At 66.4% G+C, this 16,645-nt stretch carries 18 protein-coding genes; 10 read left to right on the top strand and 8 right to left on the bottom strand.

The genetic code is table 11. The features are described from left to right. Positions 1 to 466: 466 nt before the first annotated feature. Both H3005_RS11190 and H3005_RS11185 read right to left on the bottom strand, forming a co-directional pair. Positions 467 to 1,291 carry a helix-turn-helix transcriptional regulator gene (locus tag H3005_RS11190; RefSeq protein WP_089236853.1) on the bottom strand — a complete coding sequence of 275 codons (825 nt, stop codon included), beginning with the start codon at positions 1,289 to 1,291 and terminating at the stop codon, positions 467 to 469. Next, entirely contained in the window at positions 1,288 to 1,992 is a 705-nt protein-coding gene (locus H3005_RS11185; protein ID WP_089236851.1) for a VIT family protein, read from the bottom strand. The genes H3005_RS11190 and H3005_RS11185 overlap by 4 nt, the downstream gene beginning before the upstream one ends. 152 nt (positions 1,993 to 2,144) lie before the next feature. Between H3005_RS11185 and H3005_RS11180 the strand changes: the two genes are divergently transcribed. Continuing rightward, complete coding sequence (locus tag H3005_RS11180; protein WP_100553541.1) at positions 2,145 to 3,509, top strand: glutamate--cysteine ligase; 1,365 nt, start codon at positions 2,145 to 2,147, stop codon at positions 3,507 to 3,509. A gap of 121 nt (positions 3,510 to 3,630) precedes the next feature. On the opposite strand, the gene H3005_RS11175 is transcribed toward H3005_RS11180, so the two are convergent. Then, positions 3,631 to 4,689 (bottom strand): NAD(P)-dependent alcohol dehydrogenase, encoded by a 1,059-nt coding sequence (locus H3005_RS11175; protein WP_191078202.1) that lies wholly within the window; start codon positions 4,687 to 4,689, stop codon positions 3,631 to 3,633. Between the two features lie 106 nt (positions 4,690 to 4,795). On the opposite strand from H3005_RS11175, the gene H3005_RS11170 reads away from it, so the two are divergent. Further along, on the top strand, positions 4,796 to 5,680 hold the full coding sequence (locus tag H3005_RS11170) for a LysR family transcriptional regulator (RefSeq protein ID WP_100462607.1): 885 nt from the start codon (positions 4,796 to 4,798) through the stop codon (positions 5,678 to 5,680). A gap of 164 nt (positions 5,681 to 5,844) precedes the next feature. Further along, the gene (locus H3005_RS11165; RefSeq protein WP_100553539.1) at positions 5,845 to 6,516 is read left to right on the top strand and encodes an SMI1/KNR4 family protein; all 672 of its coding nucleotides are present in this window, start codon (positions 5,845 to 5,847) and stop codon (positions 6,514 to 6,516) included. Between the two features lie 148 nt (positions 6,517 to 6,664). Here H3005_RS11165 and H3005_RS11160 read toward each other — a convergent pair whose 3' ends face one another. Continuing rightward, positions 6,665 to 7,318, bottom strand: a complete 654-nt coding sequence (locus tag H3005_RS11160) for a TetR/AcrR family transcriptional regulator (RefSeq protein WP_191078201.1) — start codon at positions 7,316 to 7,318, stop codon at positions 6,665 to 6,667. A gap of 84 nt (positions 7,319 to 7,402) precedes the next feature. On the opposite strand from H3005_RS11160, the gene H3005_RS11155 reads away from it, so the two are divergent. Further along, positions 7,403 to 8,098, top strand: coding sequence for a hydrolase (locus tag H3005_RS11155; RefSeq protein ID WP_191078200.1), 696 nt, complete (start codon positions 7,403 to 7,405; stop codon positions 8,096 to 8,098). 9 nt (positions 8,099 to 8,107) lie between these two features. Here the strand turns inward: H3005_RS11155 and H3005_RS11150 are convergent, their stop codons facing one another. After that, positions 8,108 to 8,524, bottom strand: coding sequence for a VOC family protein (locus H3005_RS11150; RefSeq protein ID WP_191078199.1), 417 nt, complete (start codon positions 8,522 to 8,524; stop codon positions 8,108 to 8,110). A gap of 83 nt (positions 8,525 to 8,607) precedes the next feature. After that, on the bottom strand, positions 8,608 to 9,711 hold the full coding sequence (locus H3005_RS11145) for an alkene reductase (protein WP_191078198.1): 1,104 nt from the start codon (positions 9,709 to 9,711) through the stop codon (positions 8,608 to 8,610). Positions 9,712 to 9,842: 131 nt separating this feature from the next. Between H3005_RS11145 and H3005_RS11140 the strand changes: the two genes are divergently transcribed. The 5 genes from H3005_RS11140 (at position 9,843) to fghA (ending at position 13,517) form a co-directional block, all read left to right on the top strand. Next, entirely contained in the window at positions 9,843 to 10,751 is a 909-nt protein-coding gene (locus H3005_RS11140) for a LysR family transcriptional regulator (RefSeq protein ID WP_191078197.1), read from the top strand. A 56-nt stretch (positions 10,752 to 10,807) separates the two neighbouring features. After that, positions 10,808 to 11,083 carry a formaldehyde-responsive transcriptional repressor FrmR gene (gene frmR, locus H3005_RS11135; protein ID WP_005411009.1) on the top strand — a complete coding sequence of 92 codons (276 nt, stop codon included), beginning with the start codon at positions 10,808 to 10,810 and terminating at the stop codon, positions 11,081 to 11,083. A gap of 62 nt (positions 11,084 to 11,145) precedes the next feature. Further along, on the top strand, positions 11,146 to 12,255 hold the full coding sequence (locus H3005_RS11130) for an S-(hydroxymethyl)glutathione dehydrogenase/class III alcohol dehydrogenase (RefSeq protein WP_100554206.1): 1,110 nt from the start codon (positions 11,146 to 11,148) through the stop codon (positions 12,253 to 12,255). An 8-nt stretch (positions 12,256 to 12,263) separates the two neighbouring features. Further along, positions 12,264 to 12,623 carry a YqcC family protein gene (locus H3005_RS11125; protein ID WP_165378069.1) on the top strand — a complete coding sequence of 120 codons (360 nt, stop codon included), beginning with the start codon at positions 12,264 to 12,266 and terminating at the stop codon, positions 12,621 to 12,623. 63 nt (positions 12,624 to 12,686) lie between these two features. Further along, complete coding sequence (gene fghA, locus H3005_RS11120; protein ID WP_100553532.1) at positions 12,687 to 13,517, top strand: S-formylglutathione hydrolase; 831 nt, start codon at positions 12,687 to 12,689, stop codon at positions 13,515 to 13,517. Positions 13,518 to 13,589: 72 nt separating this feature from the next. Here fghA and H3005_RS11115 read toward each other — a convergent pair whose 3' ends face one another. Continuing rightward, positions 13,590 to 14,453, bottom strand: a complete 864-nt coding sequence (locus tag H3005_RS11115) for a PA4780 family RIO1-like protein kinase (RefSeq protein WP_099820969.1) — start codon at positions 14,451 to 14,453, stop codon at positions 13,590 to 13,592. A 233-nt stretch (positions 14,454 to 14,686) separates the two neighbouring features. On the opposite strand from H3005_RS11115, the gene H3005_RS11110 reads away from it, so the two are divergent. Next, positions 14,687 to 16,132: a GGDEF domain-containing protein gene (locus tag H3005_RS11110; protein ID WP_100553531.1), complete on the top strand. Its 1,446-nt coding sequence runs from the start codon at positions 14,687 to 14,689 to the stop codon at positions 16,130 to 16,132. Positions 16,133 to 16,173: 41 nt separating this feature from the next. Here the strand turns inward: H3005_RS11110 and H3005_RS11105 are convergent, their stop codons facing one another. Then, positions 16,174 to 16,644, bottom strand: a complete 471-nt coding sequence (locus tag H3005_RS11105; protein WP_191078196.1) for a hypothetical protein — start codon at positions 16,642 to 16,644, stop codon at positions 16,174 to 16,176. Position 16,645 lies beyond the last annotated feature (1 nt).

Here is a 16,645-nt window from a genome sequence, read left to right as displayed (position 1 = left end):
GCGGGGTGGGTCCGGTTGCGGGGGACGCTGCAAGTACGTCCATGTAAGCTCGGTCGCCGCATCCATGCGGCTCACGCCCCCGCAACNNCCCGCCTTCGACAGATTCCCGCGATCTGTTGGGATGGCATGACCTGCTCTTGGTGGGTGTCGACCTTGGATCCACGCCATGGGTGGATGCTCTTCGAATTCAATTCGGAATCATCGAAATGAATCGAATGGACGTGGAGGAAATCATCCACGCATGGCGTGGATCTACTGGCCACCAGGAAACTGTCGAAGGCGGGGCACTGTGGGTTTGCGGGGTGTGAGCCGCATGGATGCGGCGACCAAGCCTCCATGGACGGATTCACGGCGTCCCCGCAAACCCACAGTGCCCCGCCATCCCACGGAATGCCGCTTTGGCCTTTGCTGTTGCCGTTGCTTGAAGAGCCTCTGCGGGTGCAGGGCGCAGCCCTGCCGAACACCCCTAGATGTCGGTAGGAGCGAGCCCGTACTGCTCGGCGAAGCGCTTGCTGAAGCTCGCTGCAGAGCGATACCCCGCGCGCGCTGCCACGGTCTTCAGCGGCAGGTCGGTGGTGTACAGCAGTTGCATGCCGTGGGCCAGGCGCGCTTCGGTCAGCAGCTGGCGCAGGCTGGTGGCTTCGGCCGCCAACCGCCGGCGCAGGGTCGCGCCGCTCAGCGCGAAGTGTGCTTCAACGTCGCGTGACTGCCAGTCACGTGCCGGTTCGGCGGCGATGCGGTCGCGGATCTGTTCGCCCAGCGTCGGTGCGTGCGGCAACAACAGGTTGCCGTGGCCCTGCCGGCACCACGCCAGCACCAGCGTGGCCAGCGCCAGCCGTGCTTCGCTGTAGCGGCCATCCTGCAACGACTGCCGCCAGCTGCGCAGCGCCGTGGCGTGATCGCTCAACGCCTGCCGTGCCAGCGCCGGTCCGGCCGTCGGCAAGGCTTCGCTCCACAGCGTGCGCGCCGCCGCCAGTACTTCCGTGCACAGCGGCACGATCGCGCTGAGGTAGCGGCCGGTCTGCGGGTCCGGTGTATTGACCACGTCGATGCGGCAACGCTGGGTGATCAGCAGGATGTCGCCCGGGACGAAGGTCAGTGACTGGTGGGCGGTACGCACCTGCTTGCGGCCTTCCAGCAGGATCGCGAACTGCGGCTGCGGTATCTCCACCGAGCTGGCGCCATGCTCGCGGCGGGCGGTGATGCAGGCGTAGCCTTCGGCGCGTTGGCAGCCGGCCAGGCTGGCCATCTCCGCCAGCAGTGCCATGGCAGTGGGGGGCATGCCGGTCATACGACGTGCGCGCCCAGCAGGCGGCCGACCGCAGCTGCAGCTGCCATCGCCAGCGCACCCCAGAACATCACGCGCAGGGCACCACGCGTCGGTGACGCGCCACCGGCGCGTGCCGCCATCGCGCCGGTCAGGCACAGGCCGGCCAGCGTGCTTACCGTGGTGGCGGTGGCGACGTTCTGTACTGGTGCCAGCAGTGCGGTCAGCACCGGCAGGGCAGCACCACAGGTGAAGGCGCCGGCCGAAGCCAGTGCGGCCTGCAACGGTCGCGCGCGCAGTTCCTCGGTGATGCCCAGTTCGTCGCGCGCATGGGCGCCCAGCGCGTCGTGGGCGGTCAGCTGCTCGGCGACCTGTCGTGCCAGCGCCGGCTCCAGGCCGCGGTGGCGGTAGATCGCGGTCAGCTCGTCCAGTTCGCTGTGCGGGTCTTCGTGCAGCTCGCGCTTCTCCATCGCCAGATCGGCATTCTCGGTATCGGCCTGGGTCTGCACCGACACATACTCGCCGGCGGCCATCGACATCGCACCGGCCACGGTACCGGCCACACCGGTGGCCAGGATCGTGCTGGCCGAGGCGCCGCTGGCGGCCACACCGACCACCAGGCCGGCGACCGAGACGATGCCATCGTTGGCGCCCAGCACGGCGGCACGCAGCCAGCCGACGCGATCGGCGCGGTGCAGTTCAGGATGTCGTGAATGGCGGCTCATGACCCTGAGTGTACGAGGGTCAAGAGGGTGTCGGTAGGATGCTGAAACCCGTCACCGTCGCATGACGTAACGAGCCGCCACGCTATAGTGCGCCCTTGCGATGCAAGGCTCCCAGCCCCACATCCCCTGCCACCGTCCAGCGAGCCACCCCCTTGTCGAGCCCCAGCCACGTCGCCGATACGCCCATTACCGACCGCTCGCAACTGGTGGCGGAGATCGCCTCCGGCGAGAAGCCCCGTTCGCAGTGGCGCATCGGTACCGAGCACGAGAAGTTCGGGTTCCGCCTGGATGACCTGCGTCCGCCGACCTTCGACGGCGATCGCGGCATCGAAGCACTGCTCAACGGCCTGGTCCGTTTCGGCTGGACGCCGGTGCAGGAAAACGGCAATACCATCGCCCTGCTGCGTGATGGCGCCTCGGTGACGCTGGAGCCCGCGGGCCAGCTGGAGCTGTCCGGTGCGGCGCTGGAAACCATTCACCAGACCTGCGTGGAAACCGGCACCCACCTCAATGAAGTGGCACAGGTGGCCGGCGAGCTGCAGCTGGGCTTCCTCGGCATGGGGTTCCAGCCGAAGTGGACGCGCGATGAAATGCCGTGGATGCCCAAGGGCCGCTACAAGATCATGCGTTCGTACATGCCCAAGGTCGGTTCGCTGGGCCTGGACATGATGACCCGCACCTGCACCGTGCAGGTGAACCTGGATTACGCCAGCGAAGCGGACATGGTGAAGAAGTTCCGCGTGTCGTTGGCGCTGCAGCCGATCGCCACCGCCCTGTTCGCCGACTCGCCGTTCACCGAGGGCAAGCCGAACGGCTACCTCAGCTACCGCTCGCACATCTGGACCGACACCGACGCCGACCGTACCGGCATGCTCGACTTCGTGTTCGAGGATGGCTTCGGTTACGAACGTTATGTCGACTACCTGCTCGACGTGCCGATGTATTTCTCCTACCGCGACGGCATCTACCACGATGCCAGCGGGCAGAACTTCCGCGATTTCATGCAGGGCAAGCTGCCGGTGCTGCCGGGCCAGCTGCCGACGCTGCGCGACTGGTCGGACCACACCACCACCGCGTTCCCGGAAGTGCGGCTGAAGAAGTACCTGGAAATGCGCGGTGCCGATGGCGGCCCGTGGAGCCGCCTGTGCGCGCTGCCGGCATTCTGGGTGGGCCTGCTGTACGACGACACCGCACTGGATGCAGCGTGGGACCTGGTGCGCGACTTCAGCCTGGTTGAACGCCATGCGCTGCGTGATGGGGTGCCCAAGCATGCGATGAACCTGCCGTTCCGCAATGGCACCGTGCGCGATCTGGCGCGCGAAGCGGTGAAGATTTCCGTGGAAGGCCTCAAGCGCCGTGCGGCGCGCAATGCCGATGGCCAGGATGAAAGCAAGTTCCTGGACGTGCTGCAGGAAATCGTCGAGTCCGGCCTGACCCCGGCCGAGCGCAAGCTGGCACTGTTCCATGGCCGCTGGCACGGCGATGTGGATCCGGTGTTCCGCGAGTTTGCTTACTGACCGCCTTGCGGTAGTGCCGGCCGCTGGCCGGCAGATGTACGGGGTAGCCGGCCAGCGGCCGGCACTACCAAAAAAAAACCCCGGCATTGCCGGGGTTTTTCGTTTCCACAACCGACTTGGATCAGGCAGCGTTCTTCATCGTCGCCATGTCGATCACGAAGCGGTAGCGCACATCATTCTTCGCCATGCGTTCCCAGGCTTCGTTGACGTTCTTGATGTCGATCATCTCCACATCGCTGACGATGCCGTGCTCGGCACAGAAGTCCATCATTTCCTGGGTTTCAGCCATGCCGCCGATCGCCGAGCCGGTCAGGTGCTTGCGACCGAAGATCACGCTGCCACCGGTCAGCGGCGGGTCCAGTTCGGTCAGCACGCCGACCAGGCACATGGTCGCCTCACGCTTGAGCAGGCCCATGTACGGGTTGGTGTCATGGCCGACCGGGATGGTGTTGAGCAGGAAGTCGAAGCTGCCGGCATGTGCCTTCATCTGCGCGGCATCACGCGAGACCAGCACTTCGTCGGCGCCCAGGCGCTTGGCGTCGGCACCCTTTTCCGGGGTGGTGGTGATCATCACCACGTGCGCGCCGAGTGCCTTGGCGAACTTCACGCCCATGTGGCCGAGGCCGCCGAGGCCGATCACGCCGACCTTCTGGCCCGGGCCGACCTTCCAGTGTCGCAGCGGCGACCAGGTGGTGATGCCGGCGCACAGCAGCGGCGCGGCGGCCTTCAGGTCCAGCGTTTCGGAGACCTTGACCACGAAGCGCTGCTCGACCACCACATGGTCGGAATAGCCGCCGTAGGTCGGGGCACCGTCGGCGCGTTCACGGCCGTTGTAGGTCCAGGTGGCACCTTCGGCGCAGTACTGCTCCAGGTCGTGTTCACAGGCATCGCAGTGGCGGCAGGAGTCGACCATGCAGCCGACGCCGGCGTGGTCGCCCACTTTGAAACGGGTGACCTCGCTGCCGACTTCGGTAACGCGGCCGATGATCTCGTGGCCCGGCACCATCGGGTAGATCGAGCCACCCCAGTCGTCGCGCGCCTGGTGCAGGTCGGAATGGCAGATGCCGCTGTACAGGATCTCGATGCGCACATCGTTCGGGCCGACCGCGCGGCGCTCGAACTCGAAGGGTACCAGCGGGTCGGTATGGGTATGGGCGGCGTAACCACGGGCGAGGGACATGGGGAATCCTTGGCGGGTTTGTCGAAAGGCGTTTTACAATACGCCCCGTACCGCAAGGTAAGAAGCGCATATATCGGCATGATTCATCAAGGCAGACTGCACAATCATGGCCACTGACAACCTGTCCCACCTGGCCGCCTTCGCCGCGGTTGCCCGCCATCGCAGCTTCCGCCGCGCCGGTGCCGAGCTGGCCCTGTCGACCTCGGCGGTGAGCTATGCGATCCGCGCGCTGGAGGAGCGGCTGGGGGTGGGCCTGTTCCACCGGACCACCCGCAGCGTGGCCCTGACCGAAGCCGGACAACGGCTGCTGGAGCGCCTGCAGCCGGCGCTGGGCCAGGTGCACGATGCGCTGGAAGAAATGAACCACTTCCGCGCCGTTCCGGCCGGCCTGCTGCGGATCAATGCGACGCGGGCGGCGGTAGCGACCCAGTTGGGGCCGCGGCTGGCGCGTTTCCTGCACGCGCATCCGGATGTACGGGTGGAGCTGACCGAGAACGATGGTCTGGTCGACATCGTCGCCGAGGGTTACGACGCGGGCGTGCGCCTGCACGAGTTCGTGCCCGAGGACATGGTAGCGGTGCCGATGGGGCCGCCGCTGCGCGGCTTGATCGTGGGTTCGCCCGAGTACCTGCGGCGCCGGCCGGCACCGCAGCATCCGCGCGACCTGGCCGCGCATGAGTGCGTGCGGTTCCGCTTCGCCAGCGGCCATCTGTACAAGTGGCAGTTCGAGCGCGAGGGCCAGACCCTGGAGATCGACGTACCGGGGCGGCTGACGCTGTGCGAGCAGGGCACCGTGGTTGGCGCGGTACTCGATGGCATCGGCCTGGCCTATGTGCTGGAAGACACCGCGCGCCCGTACCTGGACGATGGCCGACTGGTGGCGGTACTGGAAGACTGGAGCGAACCGTTCGCCGGGTTTGCGTTGTACTACCCGAAGCAGCGGCAGATGCCCGGCGCGTTGCGCGCGTTCGTGGATATGTTGCGCGAATGAATTGGGGTGGGCCGCATCCACGCATGGCGTGGATCTACTGACCATCGCCGCATGCCCATTTTGACTCCCCCCATGTGTGGATGCCGTTCCGCAGTAGATCCACGCCATGCGTGGATGGCGCAGGCACGCGCTAAGGTAACCACCCTCATCCAACAAGGACGTCCATGAGCACGCTCGCCGATCTCGAACAGGCCTCCAGCCAAGCCTTTCCGCCGCTGTTCCACCAGCTCGTCGCAGGCAACCAATTCAGCTGGGGCGAACAGGGGCCGCGCTGGTACCGTGAGGTGTTCCCACAGGTACAGGCACAGCCGCCAGTGCTGCTGTACGCGAGCGAGTACGAACCGATCGAGCCCAATGAACTGCGCGCGGCCTGGGAAGACCTGACTGCCGAAGATCACTACAACCCGTTGCGTGAAGACCTGAAGCTGCTGCCGTTCGCACGCACCGGCGCCGGCGACAACTATTGCTTCTGGACCAACGCACCAGGCTTCGCTGAGCCGCCGGTACTGCTGGTCTGGCACGACGATGATCGCGCCGACCTGGTGGCGGCGAACCTCCAGGATTTCCTGTTCCGCAAGATGGCCGAAGCGGTGGTTGAACTGGAGGAAGATGATTCGCTGCTGTCGGAAGGCGATATCGGTGCGAACCTGCAGGCCTGGCTGTCCACTCATCGCGGTTGGTTGCGTGGGGATCAGGTGGCTGCGCTGGAAGCGCTGTTCGCGCGCGTGGATGACATTGCCGGCGGTGGCATCAGTGAAGAGGACGTACAGGCATTGCTGAAGCCGCTGGTCGGCTTTGAGCGGATGGACAGCAGAATGCCGTACGTACGGGATTGAGCTGCGCGGGTGCACGGCATGGATACCAAGCCACGCATGGCGTGGCTCTACTGCCTGGTCCTTCCTGCGGCGCGATGGATGAGTGCCGACCAACGGTCGGCCTCCACCTTCTGGCAGTAGATCCACGCCATGCGTGGATGACGCCACGCTACGCAGCCTGCAGCATCGGCTCCATCAACTGCAGGCAGTCACGCAGGTGCGCATCCACCGATGCGTCTTCGGCAACCACGCCGATGGCGCGCTCGCGCAGAGGTTCTGCCACGGCCATCGACAGCACCAGGCGCGCCATCCGTTCTGGATCACCGGCGCGCAACAGACCACGCTGCTGCTGCCGCCGCAGCCAGTCCGCCAGCAGCGCACGGCCGCGGCCGATGCCGTTGTCCAGGTAGGCCCGCAGCAGCGCGTCCTTGCCCGGGAAGTCGGTGGTCAACAGGCGGAACACCCGCACCGCCTGTGCTGACAATGCCTGCGCGCACACCGCCTGCAGGATGTCGTGCAGCAGTGGCAGCACGTCTTCGGCGTGGCGGGCATCACGTTGCAGCTGTGGTGCGAAGCCATCGGTCCACTCGCGCACTGCCAGGCCCACCAGTTCGTCGCGATTTCCGGCATGCCGGTACACCGTCTTCTTGGCCACGCCGGCATGCGCGGCGACGCCTTCGATGGTGGTCGCTTCGTAGCCCTGCGCCAGCAGCAGATCCAGCGTCGCCTGCAGCACGGCATGGCGGACGTCGGCCTCTGGGCGTGCAGGACGGCCGCGGCGACGGGGCGGAGCGATCAGATCGGGCGGGGCGGTAGCGGTCATTGCGCACATTCTAGCGCATTTCGATAATTGCGAAACGATGTGCGTTTCCGTATTGTCCGATCCTCATCTCCCGAGGGATTCACCATGGAAACCGTTGCCAACGCTCACGCCTGGCTGGACCACCACGACCTGCTTGATCCGGCACCGATGCACCTGGAGACCGGCATCCAGCGTCGCGCGGACGGCACCCTGCTGGTCGCGGTGCGCACCGATCTTCACGGCTGCAAGGGGCGCATGCTGGACTGGTGGTTCACCTTCTTCGAGACCACCCAGCACATCCGCTGGTGGCACCCGCTGGACCACGTCGAGCACCGTGGCTGGGACGCGGCTTGGCAGCGTGGGCGCAGCTACCATGGGGCCAGCATCCATGCCGTCGAGTCGCTGGCCGACATCCCGCCGGTGGCGGCACGCCTGAAGTTCCACGATCCGCGCACGTTGCTCACACCCGAGCGTCTGCAGGCGGCGCAGGATGCCGGCGATGTCTCGGCGGTGATCGCCGCGCGCATCGGTTTTGGTGATCACGTTCGGCTGGATGCGCACGGTGATCCCTGCGACGGCCAGATGCTGCACGTCGCCCGCGATACGCCGTTCGGCTGCGTGCTGCGCAGTCGCTTCGTGCTGGGCCTGGATAGTGAAGATCCGCAGCGCGATGCCAGCGATGCGATCGGCCTGGGCCTGCTCAAACACTGCTACACCGAGTTCAGCTTCCTGTCGCGGCTGCTGCCGTCGCTGTACTACGGTGAGCGCGCCAATGGTGAGGCGGTGCCGTTGCCGTGGTGAACTCGCGTGCTACGCCAGCAGAGCGTCATAGCCTGCATCGCTGAACTGGAGCAGGCAGAAGCCATGGCCGAAGGGATCGGCCAGCACGGCGATCCTTCCCCAGCTGTGTTCGCGCACGGCCTGTTCAAGAGAAGCGCCGGCTGCAACGGCGCGGGCAAGCGCAGCGTCGATATCGGCGACTACCCAGTCCAGATGCACGGGCGTCCAATGGCGCTCGTAATCGCGCACATCGCCGTCTTCGGTCGCTGCGCTGCCGGCGTCGTTCTGCAGCAGGTACAGCGGCGTGGGACCACCGAGCAGTTCCAGCGCGCCGGGGCCCAGGCGGCGGCCGATCCTCAGGCTGAAAGCTTCGGTGTAGAACGCCTCGGCCGCTGCAAGATCGGGGACGTCGAGGTTGACGATGAAGGAGGCCGCTGAGCAGTTCATGGGGCAGGACCGAGGCCGGACCGGGCCACGATGCACTCGTGGCCCGGCGGGATCAAGGCGCGGCATCCACGCATGGCGTGGATCTACTGTGCGAGCGGGTAGTCGAGGTAGCCCTCGCTGCCACCGCCGTAATAGGTGCTGCGATCGGGTACGGCCAGTGGCACATCGCGCTGCAGGCGCTCGACCAAATCCGGGTTGGCGATGAACGGTTGGCCGAATGCGGCCAGGTCGATGATGCCGTCCTCGACCAGTCGCAGAGCACGCTCACGGGTGAGCCCACCGGCGAGGATCACGGTGCCGCCGTAGGTTTGCTTGAAAGTCTTCAGGAACGCCTCGCCGATGACGGGCACGCCGCGCAGGTAGTTGTCGTTCAGATGCACATACGCCAGCCCGCGCTTGCCAAGCTCTTCGGCCAGATAAAGATAGGTGGCTTCGTTCTCTGCATAGGCCGGCATGTCGAAGGTCTGGCTGTTCGGCGCCAGGCGCACGCCGACACGATGCGCGCCGATGCGCGAGGCCATCGCATCCACGGTGTCCAGGATCAGCCGTGCGCGGTTGCGCAGTGAACCGCCGTACAGATCCTGCCGATCATTGGTGATCGGGTTGAGGAACTGCTCGAACAGGTAGCCGTTGGCAGCATGCAGCTCGATGCCATCGAAGCCGGCAGCGATGGCATTTTCAGCGCCGCGTACGAAGTCGCTGACGATACCCGGCACTTCGTCGGTGCGTAGCGCGCGTGGCGGCGTCGGATCGGCATGGCCACGGCTGCCGTCGTCCAGATACACGAACGAGGTGTTCTTCGGATCGCTCGCTACCGGCCGTGTACCGGCGCTCACCGGCTGGCCGCCGTCGGGCTGCAGCGAGGCGTGTGACATCCGCCCGACGTGCCACAACTGGGCGAAGATCGCGCCCTGCGCAGCGTGTACGGCGTCGGTGACGAGCTTCCAGCCGGCGACCTGTTCAGCGGACCAGATGCCGGGCACGTCGATGTAGCCCTGGCCCTGCGCCGACACCGGCGTGCCTTCGCTGATGATCAGGCCTGCGCTGGCACGTTGCCGGTAGTACTGCGCAGTGAGTTCGTTGGCGACCGCACCGGGGTTGCGGGCGCGGGTCATCGGCGCCATCGCGATGCGGTTGCGCAGTGGTGTTCCGGCCAGGTCGTAGGGGTGGAAGAGGGGGGAGGTCATGTCAGTCATCTCGGAGCGGGGGAGGGCGCCAACGGCGCGACAGCACCATGATGGAGTTGACATGAAGGCACATAAAGACGGTAAATTTCCCGTCAAGCGGGACTATCTGTCCCCAATAAGCGAGTCCGCCGATGCTTCCCGTCGAATCCCTGAATGGCCTGGCGACCTTCGTCACCACGGCGCGCTCGGCCACCTTCACCGAAGCGGCCGATGCCCTGGGCATCTCGCGCTCGGCGGTCGGCAAGGCCATCGCCCGGCTGGAAGCGCGGCTGGGGGTGCGCCTGTTTCATCGCACCACCCGGCGCATCGCGCTGACCACCGATGGCGAGGCGTACTACGCCTCCTGCGCTGCGGCGCTGGATGAAATCGCGGCGGCCGAAGCGTGCCTGGGCTCGGCTGCGCATCTGCCGAGCGGCCGTCTGCGCATCGACATGCCGTCCTCGTTCGGTCGGCTGGTGGTGCTGCCGGTGCTGCTGGAAATGTGCCAGCAGTATCCGGACCTGCAGTTGACGATGACCTTCACCGATCACTTCGTCGACCCACTTGAGGAAGGCATCGACCTGCTGATCCGCTTCGGCGGCCTGCATCACGCCGAGCACCTGGTCGCGCGCAAGCTGGCCAGCCAGCGGCTGGTGACCTGCGCCGCGCCGGCCTACCTGCAGGTTCATGGCACGCCACGGACCATTGACGATCTACATGCACACCGCAGCATCGTCGGCTACCGCCATGGACAGCCCGTGGCCTGGCGGATGGGAGACGCGGGCACCCAGGGGGTGTTCATTCCCAGCGGCACCTACCAGCTCAATGATGGTGATGCGGTGATCGAAGGCGCGCTGGCTGGCCTGGGCATCTGCCAGATGCCGGTATCGCTGGTGCGCCGGCATCTCGAATCCGGGGCGCTGCAGTCGTTGCTCGATCACTGCATGCAGCACCACGTGGACATCCACGCGCTGTGGCCGCAGACGCGGCACCTGCGGCCGAAGGTGCGTTACGTGGTGGAGGAGCTGAGCCGACTGGCCGCAGAGGGCGTCTTCGATTGAGGTACGGATCGGCTTCTGTATACTATCCCCCAGTATAGTTCCGAGGCCGGCCTGCCATGCCGCACTCCCCCGAAGAAAAAAAGAAGGTTCTCGCCCGCGTACGCCGCATCCGCGGCCAGTGCGATGCGCTGGACCGCGCGCTGGAAGCCGGCGCCGACTGCGGGCCGGTGCTGCAGCAGATCGCCGCCATCCGCGGGGCGGTCAACGGCCTGATGTCCGAAGTGATGGAAGCGCACCTGCGCGAGGAGTTCGGCCAGCCCGCTGCGTCCGATGAACAACGCGCCGAACGCGTGCGCGACATGAGCGCGTTGATCCGCTCGTACCTGAAATGAACGACGGCGCGACACAGCGCCGCGCATCCTGTTTTCCGCAAGCCTTTTTGGAGAGTGCCATCATGAAATCCCGTGCCGCCGTCGCCTTTGGTCCCGGCCAGCCGCTGCAGATCGTCGAGATCGACGTCGCCCCGCCGAAGCAGGGCGAAGTGCTGGTCAAGATCACCCACACCGGTGTCTGCCACACCGATGCGTTCACCCTGTCCGGCGATGATCCGGAAGGCCTGTTCCCGGTGGTGCTGGGCCATGAAGGTGCCGGCATCGTGGTGGAAGTGGGCGAGGGCGTGACCAGCGTGAAGCCGGGCGACCACGTGATTCCGCTGTACACCGCCGAGTGTGGTGAATGCCTGTTCTGCAAGAGCGGCAAGACCAACCTGTGCGTGTCGGTGCGTGCCACCCAGGGCAAGGGCGTGATGCCCGATGGCACCAGCCGATTCAGCTACAACGGCGAGCCGATCTACCACTACATGGGCTGCTCGACCTTCAGCGAATACACCGTCGTTGCCGAGGTATCGCTGGCGAAGATCAACCCGGATGCGAACCCGGAGCATGTCTGCCTGCTCGGCTGTGGCGTCACCACCGGCATAGGTGCAGTACACAACACCGCCAAGGTGCAGGAAGGCGACAGCGTGGCCGTGTTCGGCCTGGGCGGTATCGGCCTGGCCGTGATCCAGGGCGCGCGCCAAGCCAAGGCCGGCCGCATCATCGCGGTGGATACCAATCCGTCCAAGTTTGATCTGGCCCGCGAATTCGGCGCCACCGACTGCATCAACCCGAAGGATCATGACAAGCCGATCCAGCAGGTCATTGTTGAAATGACCACCTGGGGCGTGGACCACAGCTTCGAGTGCATCGGCAACGTCAACGTGATGCGTGCGGCGCTGGAATGCGCGCACCGCGGCTGGGGCCAGAGCGTGGTGATCGGCGTAGCCGGTTCGGGCCAGGAGATCTCCACCCGTCCGTTCCAGCTGGTCACCGGCCGCAAGTGGATGGGTACCGCGTTTGGCGGCGTGAAGGGTCGCAGCCAGCTGCCGGGCATGGTCGAAGACGCGATGAAGGGTGATATCGAGCTGGCGCCGTTCGTCACCCACACCATGGACCTGGACAAGATCAACGAAGCTTTCGACCTGATGCATGAAGGCAAGTCGATCCGTTCGGTGGTCCATTACTGAGGCGTGTCATGGGCTGGCTGGATGCCCTGCGCCGGCCGCGTGCGGAAGACCCGCGCGCGGCCCTGGTGGCCCCGATCGAGCAGGCGCTGCGCGCGCTGGGCTGGGTCGTGGGCGAAGTGGGGCCACCGCGTGCGGTGACCTCGGCCTTCGGCAGCGACGATGGCATGTCGTTCGAGCAGTGGCTGGGGCAGGTATTCCTGCCGCGTCTGCATGAGGCCCGCGCTGATGGCCAGTGGCCGCCGCGCAGCAACGTGGCGGCGGCGGCGTATCGCAATCTTGATGGCCAGCCTGACGTCGAGCCGTTGCTGCGCTTGCTGGCGCAGCTGGACGAACTGATCAACAAAGGCATCCACGCCGTGCGTGGATAAGCCGACCAAGGTCGGCATCTACCAGAAGCACGCGTGCGCTGACGCGCCGCGCAGGAGAACATCATGGAACGTATCGAACACCGCGCCTGTGCCGGCGGTTGGCAGGACGTCTACCGGCATCATTCGACCACGCTGGGCTGCGACATGCAGTTCGCCGTATACCTGCCGCCGCAGGCCGCCAGCCAGAAGCTGCCGGTGCTGTACTGGCTGAGCGGGCTGACCTGCACCGAGCAGAATTTCATCACCAAGGCCGGGGCGCAGCGCTATGCGGCCGAGCACGGCGTGATCATCGTCGCCCCGGATACCAGTCCGCGCGGCGATGACGTAGCCGATGCCGAGGGCTATGACCTGGGCAAGGGCGCGGGCTTCTATCTCAACGCCACCCGTGCGCCGTGGGCGAAGCACTACCGCATGCACGACTACGTCGCGCAGGAACTGCCGGCGCTGATCGAAGCGAACTTCCCGGCTACCGATGCGCGGGGCATCAGCGGCCATTCGATGGGCGGCCACGGTGCACTGGTGATCGCGCTGCGCAACCCGGGCCGTTACCGCAGCGTGTCGGCGTTCTCGCCGATCGTCGCGCCCAGTCACGTGCCGTGGGGACAGAAGGCGTTCACCGCCTACCTCGGTGACAACCCGGCCGACTGGTCGCAGTGGGATGCCTGCCAGCTTGTGGCCAACGCCGGAGAGCGCCTGCCGCTGCTGGTCGACCAGGGCGAGGGCGATGAGTTCCTGCACACCCAGCTGCAGCCGCAGCGCCTGCAGCAGGCCTGCCAAGCGGCCGGCCATCCGCTGAGCCTGCGCCTGCAGCCGGGCTACGACCACAGCTACTACTTCATCGCCAGCTTCATCGGCGAGCACATCGCCCACCACGCGCGCGCACTGAAGGCCTGACCCTGTAGCCGAGCCCACGCTCGGCTGCTCTGGCTTGTCCGTAGCGTCGAGCCGCCACGCATGGCGTGGCGTTTATACGTCGTCGTCTTCTTCCGCCGCTTCACGGCCCTGCTGGCGGATCAGGGCTTCTTCGCGCGCATCGTTGATGGCGTGGCGCACGCTGTCGAGGTCGACGGTAGATTCATCGTGCACAAAGGTGCCGGTGAGCTCGCTGTCCGGCAGCAGGCTGCCAGCCTCGAACAGCGCCCACATTTCCTCGCCATACCAGCTGTCCAGCAGTTCAGGGGCGAAACGGCCCAAGTAGGCGGTGAGGTTGTTGACGTCCCGCAGCAGCATGCTGCGCGCGGCGTTGTTGCCGCCTGCACTGACCACCTGGGGGAAATCGATCACCACCGGGCCATCGGGACCGACCAGCACGTTGTACGGCGAGAGATCGCCATGGATCAGGCCGCAGCACAGCATGCGCACCACCTGGCGGACCAGGGTCTGGTGGAACTGGCGGGCCTGTTCGGGCTCCAGTTCCACTTCGCCCAGGCGGGCGGCGGAGAAACCGTCGGCATCGGTGACCAGCTCCATCACCAGCACGCCGTGGAAGTAGCCGTATGGCTCGGGCACGCGCACGCCGGCATCACGCAGCAGGTACAGCGAGTCCACCTCGGTGTTCTTCCAGGCCGTTTCCTGCTGCTTGCGGCCGTACTTGCTGGCCTTGCCCACCGCACGCGCCTCACGGCTGCCGCGCACCTTGCGGCCTTCCTGGTACTGCACGCGCTGCTGGAAGCTGCGCTGGGCCATGTCCTTGTAGACCTTCGCGCAGCGCACCTCGTTGCCGCTGCGTACCACGTACACGGCCGCTTCCTTGCCGCTCTTGAGCGGGCGTAGCACTTCATCGATCACGCCGTCGTCGATCAGCGCGCGCAGTCCTTCGGGGGTTTTCACGGGATATCTGGGGTGGCCGGCGCGGAGGCGCTCGCCAGGATGGGGAGGGATTTTCGCATTTTACAGGTCGCGGCTGTCGGGCGGCTTCCCGGCTGGCCCGCGAGCGTCGCCGGGCAACCATTTCGCGAGACGGCTGCCACTGTCGCGTATCCGTCTTTTCCAACGCGGATCACGCCGCTGTGGCGTGGCGGCGCGCTATCGTGCCGCCATACGGCCTTGCGCATGGGGGATGCATGCTGGTTGTGCTGGCGCTGATGTTCGTGATCTGCCATGGCGTGGTCGTGGCGTTCTGGCCGGGTACGGCCGGTGGGGGATCGTTCGTGTTCCTGACCGCGGCGCCTCTGCTGGCCGCCGCGGCCTGCCTGTGGCGTGGCCAGCGCGACCGCGCTGCACTGGGCTGGCGGGCCACTGCAATCGCGCTGCTGCTCTGGGCCGGTGGCATGGCCTTCAACATGGCCGACGCACTGGGGGCCGGACGGTCCGACATCACCCCGCGCGCCAGCCTGCTGTTGTATGTGCTGTACGGCGTGCCGCTGGTGTTCATCCTGGCCCGCGCCCGTCGCGAACGCCGGATGATCAGCCTGATCGACGGCGTGATGGCCGCGCTGCTGGGCGTGCTGTTCTTCGTGCATACCCAGTCCTTCGCCGACCGCATCGACATCGATGACCAGGCGATGGCCCACATGCAGCGCATGTTCGACATCCAGAACCTGTGCATCGCCGGCTTCGCGGTGGTGCGCTGGGTCGCCGGCGACGCGCCTGAACGGCGCAGCTTCTACCGCGCGCTGGCGCTGTACGCATTGTCATATCTGCTGCTGGCGTTCTACATCAATCACTACACCTCCGAACAGTCGTTCGGCGCCTACAACGATCTGTTGATCGACCTGCCGTTCCTGCTGTTGGCGGTACTGGCGCTGCGCCAGGCGCCTGCGCCGGGCTTCGTGCTGCATCCCCGCCTGCTGCGATTGGTGCAGGCGGGTGGGCCGATCATCCTGCCCTTGCTGCTGCTGGTGGTCGGCACTCTGGTGGTGGACCACGCGCGGCCTTTGGCAGTGACTGGCTTCGTGGTGGCGACACTGGGCTTCGGCCTGCGCAGCACCCTGCTGCAGATCGACCTGCTGGAACGGCAGGCGGGCCTGGATCAGCTGGCGCGGCAGGATGGCCTGACCGGCGTCGCCAATCGCCGTCAGTTCGATACGCTGCTGCTGGCCGAATGGAACCGCGCGCGCCGCAGCGGCAGCGAGATGGCGTTGCTGCTGGTGGATATTGACCATTTCAAGGCATTCAACGACCAGCACGGTCATCCCGCCGGTGACCGTTGCCTGCAGGCGGTGGCTGCGGTGCTGCAGGCCACCGCTGGGCGCGCGGCCGACAGCGTGGCGCGCTATGGCGGTGAGGAGTTCGCGGTGATCGTGCCCGGCAGCCCGCTGTCGGGTGTGCTTGCGCTGGCCGAGCGTCTGCGCGAGGCGGTGGAAGCATTGCCACTGCCGGAAGGCCCGGTCAGCATCAGCGTGGGTGTGGGCTACCTGCATCCGCCGGCGCTGGCCAGCGCCGAACAGCTGCTGGCCGATGCCGATGCGGGCCTGTACGCGGCCAAGCGTGCAGGCCGTAACCGGGTGATCCTGCACGCGCACGTGCTGGACGACCACGGGGGCGCGCACGACACGCTGGACTGTTAGCACGCCTGGACTACCGCCGCGGCAGGAAGGTGCGCGGCCGATCAGCGTTGGCGCAGCCACCCGGCCGGATCCAGCAGGCGTAGGCCCACGGGTGACAGCGACCGTTGCCGCAATATCAACGGCGTGGCGTGCACCGCCGCCGCACAACATGCCAGTTGTCGACGCAGCGGCGCCAGCACATCGTCCTCGCGTGGGCGTGCGTGCCGCCATTGCGCAATGCGCAGCAGACAGACCAGCACGTCCAGTTCGCTGGCGGAAATGAAGGGCGATCCGGCCGGCAGCAGTTCGATCGGTGCATGTGGCGTGGCCAGTAGCGGCAGCAGTTCACGGAAGGCGTCGCGCCCTTCGGCATCCAGGCCCAGGGCGGCCAGTTGCAGCAGGCCCTCGGCCTGCAGCGCAGGGTCGCCCAGTTGCCGCAGTGCAGCCAGCAGGGCTTGTTCGCCGCGACTGAATTGACGGCCGAAGGCGCGATAACTCACGCGGGTGGGAAATACAGGGGAACGTGAGGCCATG

This window comes from Stenotrophomonas sp. Br8 (assembly GCF_014763005.1).
GTDB lineage: Bacteria > Pseudomonadota > Gammaproteobacteria > Xanthomonadales > Xanthomonadaceae > Stenotrophomonas > Stenotrophomonas lactitubi.
The sequence above is the reverse complement of the archived record's forward strand: the minus strand, read 5'-3'. Positions and strand labels throughout refer to the sequence as shown.

Bases quoted from the DNA above. Each gene is read 5' to 3' on its own strand.
- H3005_RS11165 (WP_100553539.1), top strand. From the start codon at position 5,845: ATGAGCACGCTCGCCGATCTCGAACAGGCCTCCAGCCAAGCCTTTCCG.
- H3005_RS11125 (WP_165378069.1), top strand. From the start codon at position 12,264: ATGGGCTGGCTGGATGCCCTGCGCCGGCCGCGTGCGGAAGACCCGCGC.
- H3005_RS11160 (WP_191078201.1), bottom strand. From the start codon at position 7,318: ATGACCGCTACCGCCCCGCCCGATCTGATCGCTCCGCCCCGTCGCCGC.
- fghA (WP_100553532.1), top strand. From the start codon at position 12,687: ATGGAACGTATCGAACACCGCGCCTGTGCCGGCGGTTGGCAGGACGTC.
- H3005_RS11110 (WP_100553531.1), top strand. From the start codon at position 14,687: ATGCTGGTTGTGCTGGCGCTGATGTTCGTGATCTGCCATGGCGTGGTC.
- H3005_RS11105 (WP_191078196.1), bottom strand. From the start codon at position 16,644: ATGGCCTCACGTTCCCCTGTATTTCCCACCCGCGTGAGTTATCGCGCC.
- H3005_RS11145 (WP_191078198.1), bottom strand. From the start codon at position 9,711: ATGACCTCCCCCCTCTTCCACCCCTACGACCTGGCCGGAACACCACTG.
- H3005_RS11175 (WP_191078202.1), bottom strand. From the start codon at position 4,689: ATGTCCCTCGCCCGTGGTTACGCCGCCCATACCCATACCGACCCGCTG.
- H3005_RS11155 (WP_191078200.1), top strand. From the start codon at position 7,403: ATGGAAACCGTTGCCAACGCTCACGCCTGGCTGGACCACCACGACCTG.
- H3005_RS11190 (WP_089236853.1), bottom strand. From the start codon at position 1,291: ATGACCGGCATGCCCCCCACTGCCATGGCACTGCTGGCGGAGATGGCC.
- H3005_RS11185 (WP_089236851.1), bottom strand. From the start codon at position 1,992: ATGAGCCGCCATTCACGACATCCTGAACTGCACCGCGCCGATCGCGTC.
- H3005_RS11170 (WP_100462607.1), top strand. From the start codon at position 4,796: ATGGCCACTGACAACCTGTCCCACCTGGCCGCCTTCGCCGCGGTTGCC.
- H3005_RS11130 (WP_100554206.1), top strand. From the start codon at position 11,146: ATGAAATCCCGTGCCGCCGTCGCCTTTGGTCCCGGCCAGCCGCTGCAG.
- H3005_RS11150 (WP_191078199.1), bottom strand. From the start codon at position 8,524: ATGAACTGCTCAGCGGCCTCCTTCATCGTCAACCTCGACGTCCCCGAT.
- H3005_RS11140 (WP_191078197.1), top strand. From the start codon at position 9,843: ATGCTTCCCGTCGAATCCCTGAATGGCCTGGCGACCTTCGTCACCACG.
- frmR (WP_005411009.1), top strand. From the start codon at position 10,808: ATGCCGCACTCCCCCGAAGAAAAAAAGAAGGTTCTCGCCCGCGTACGC.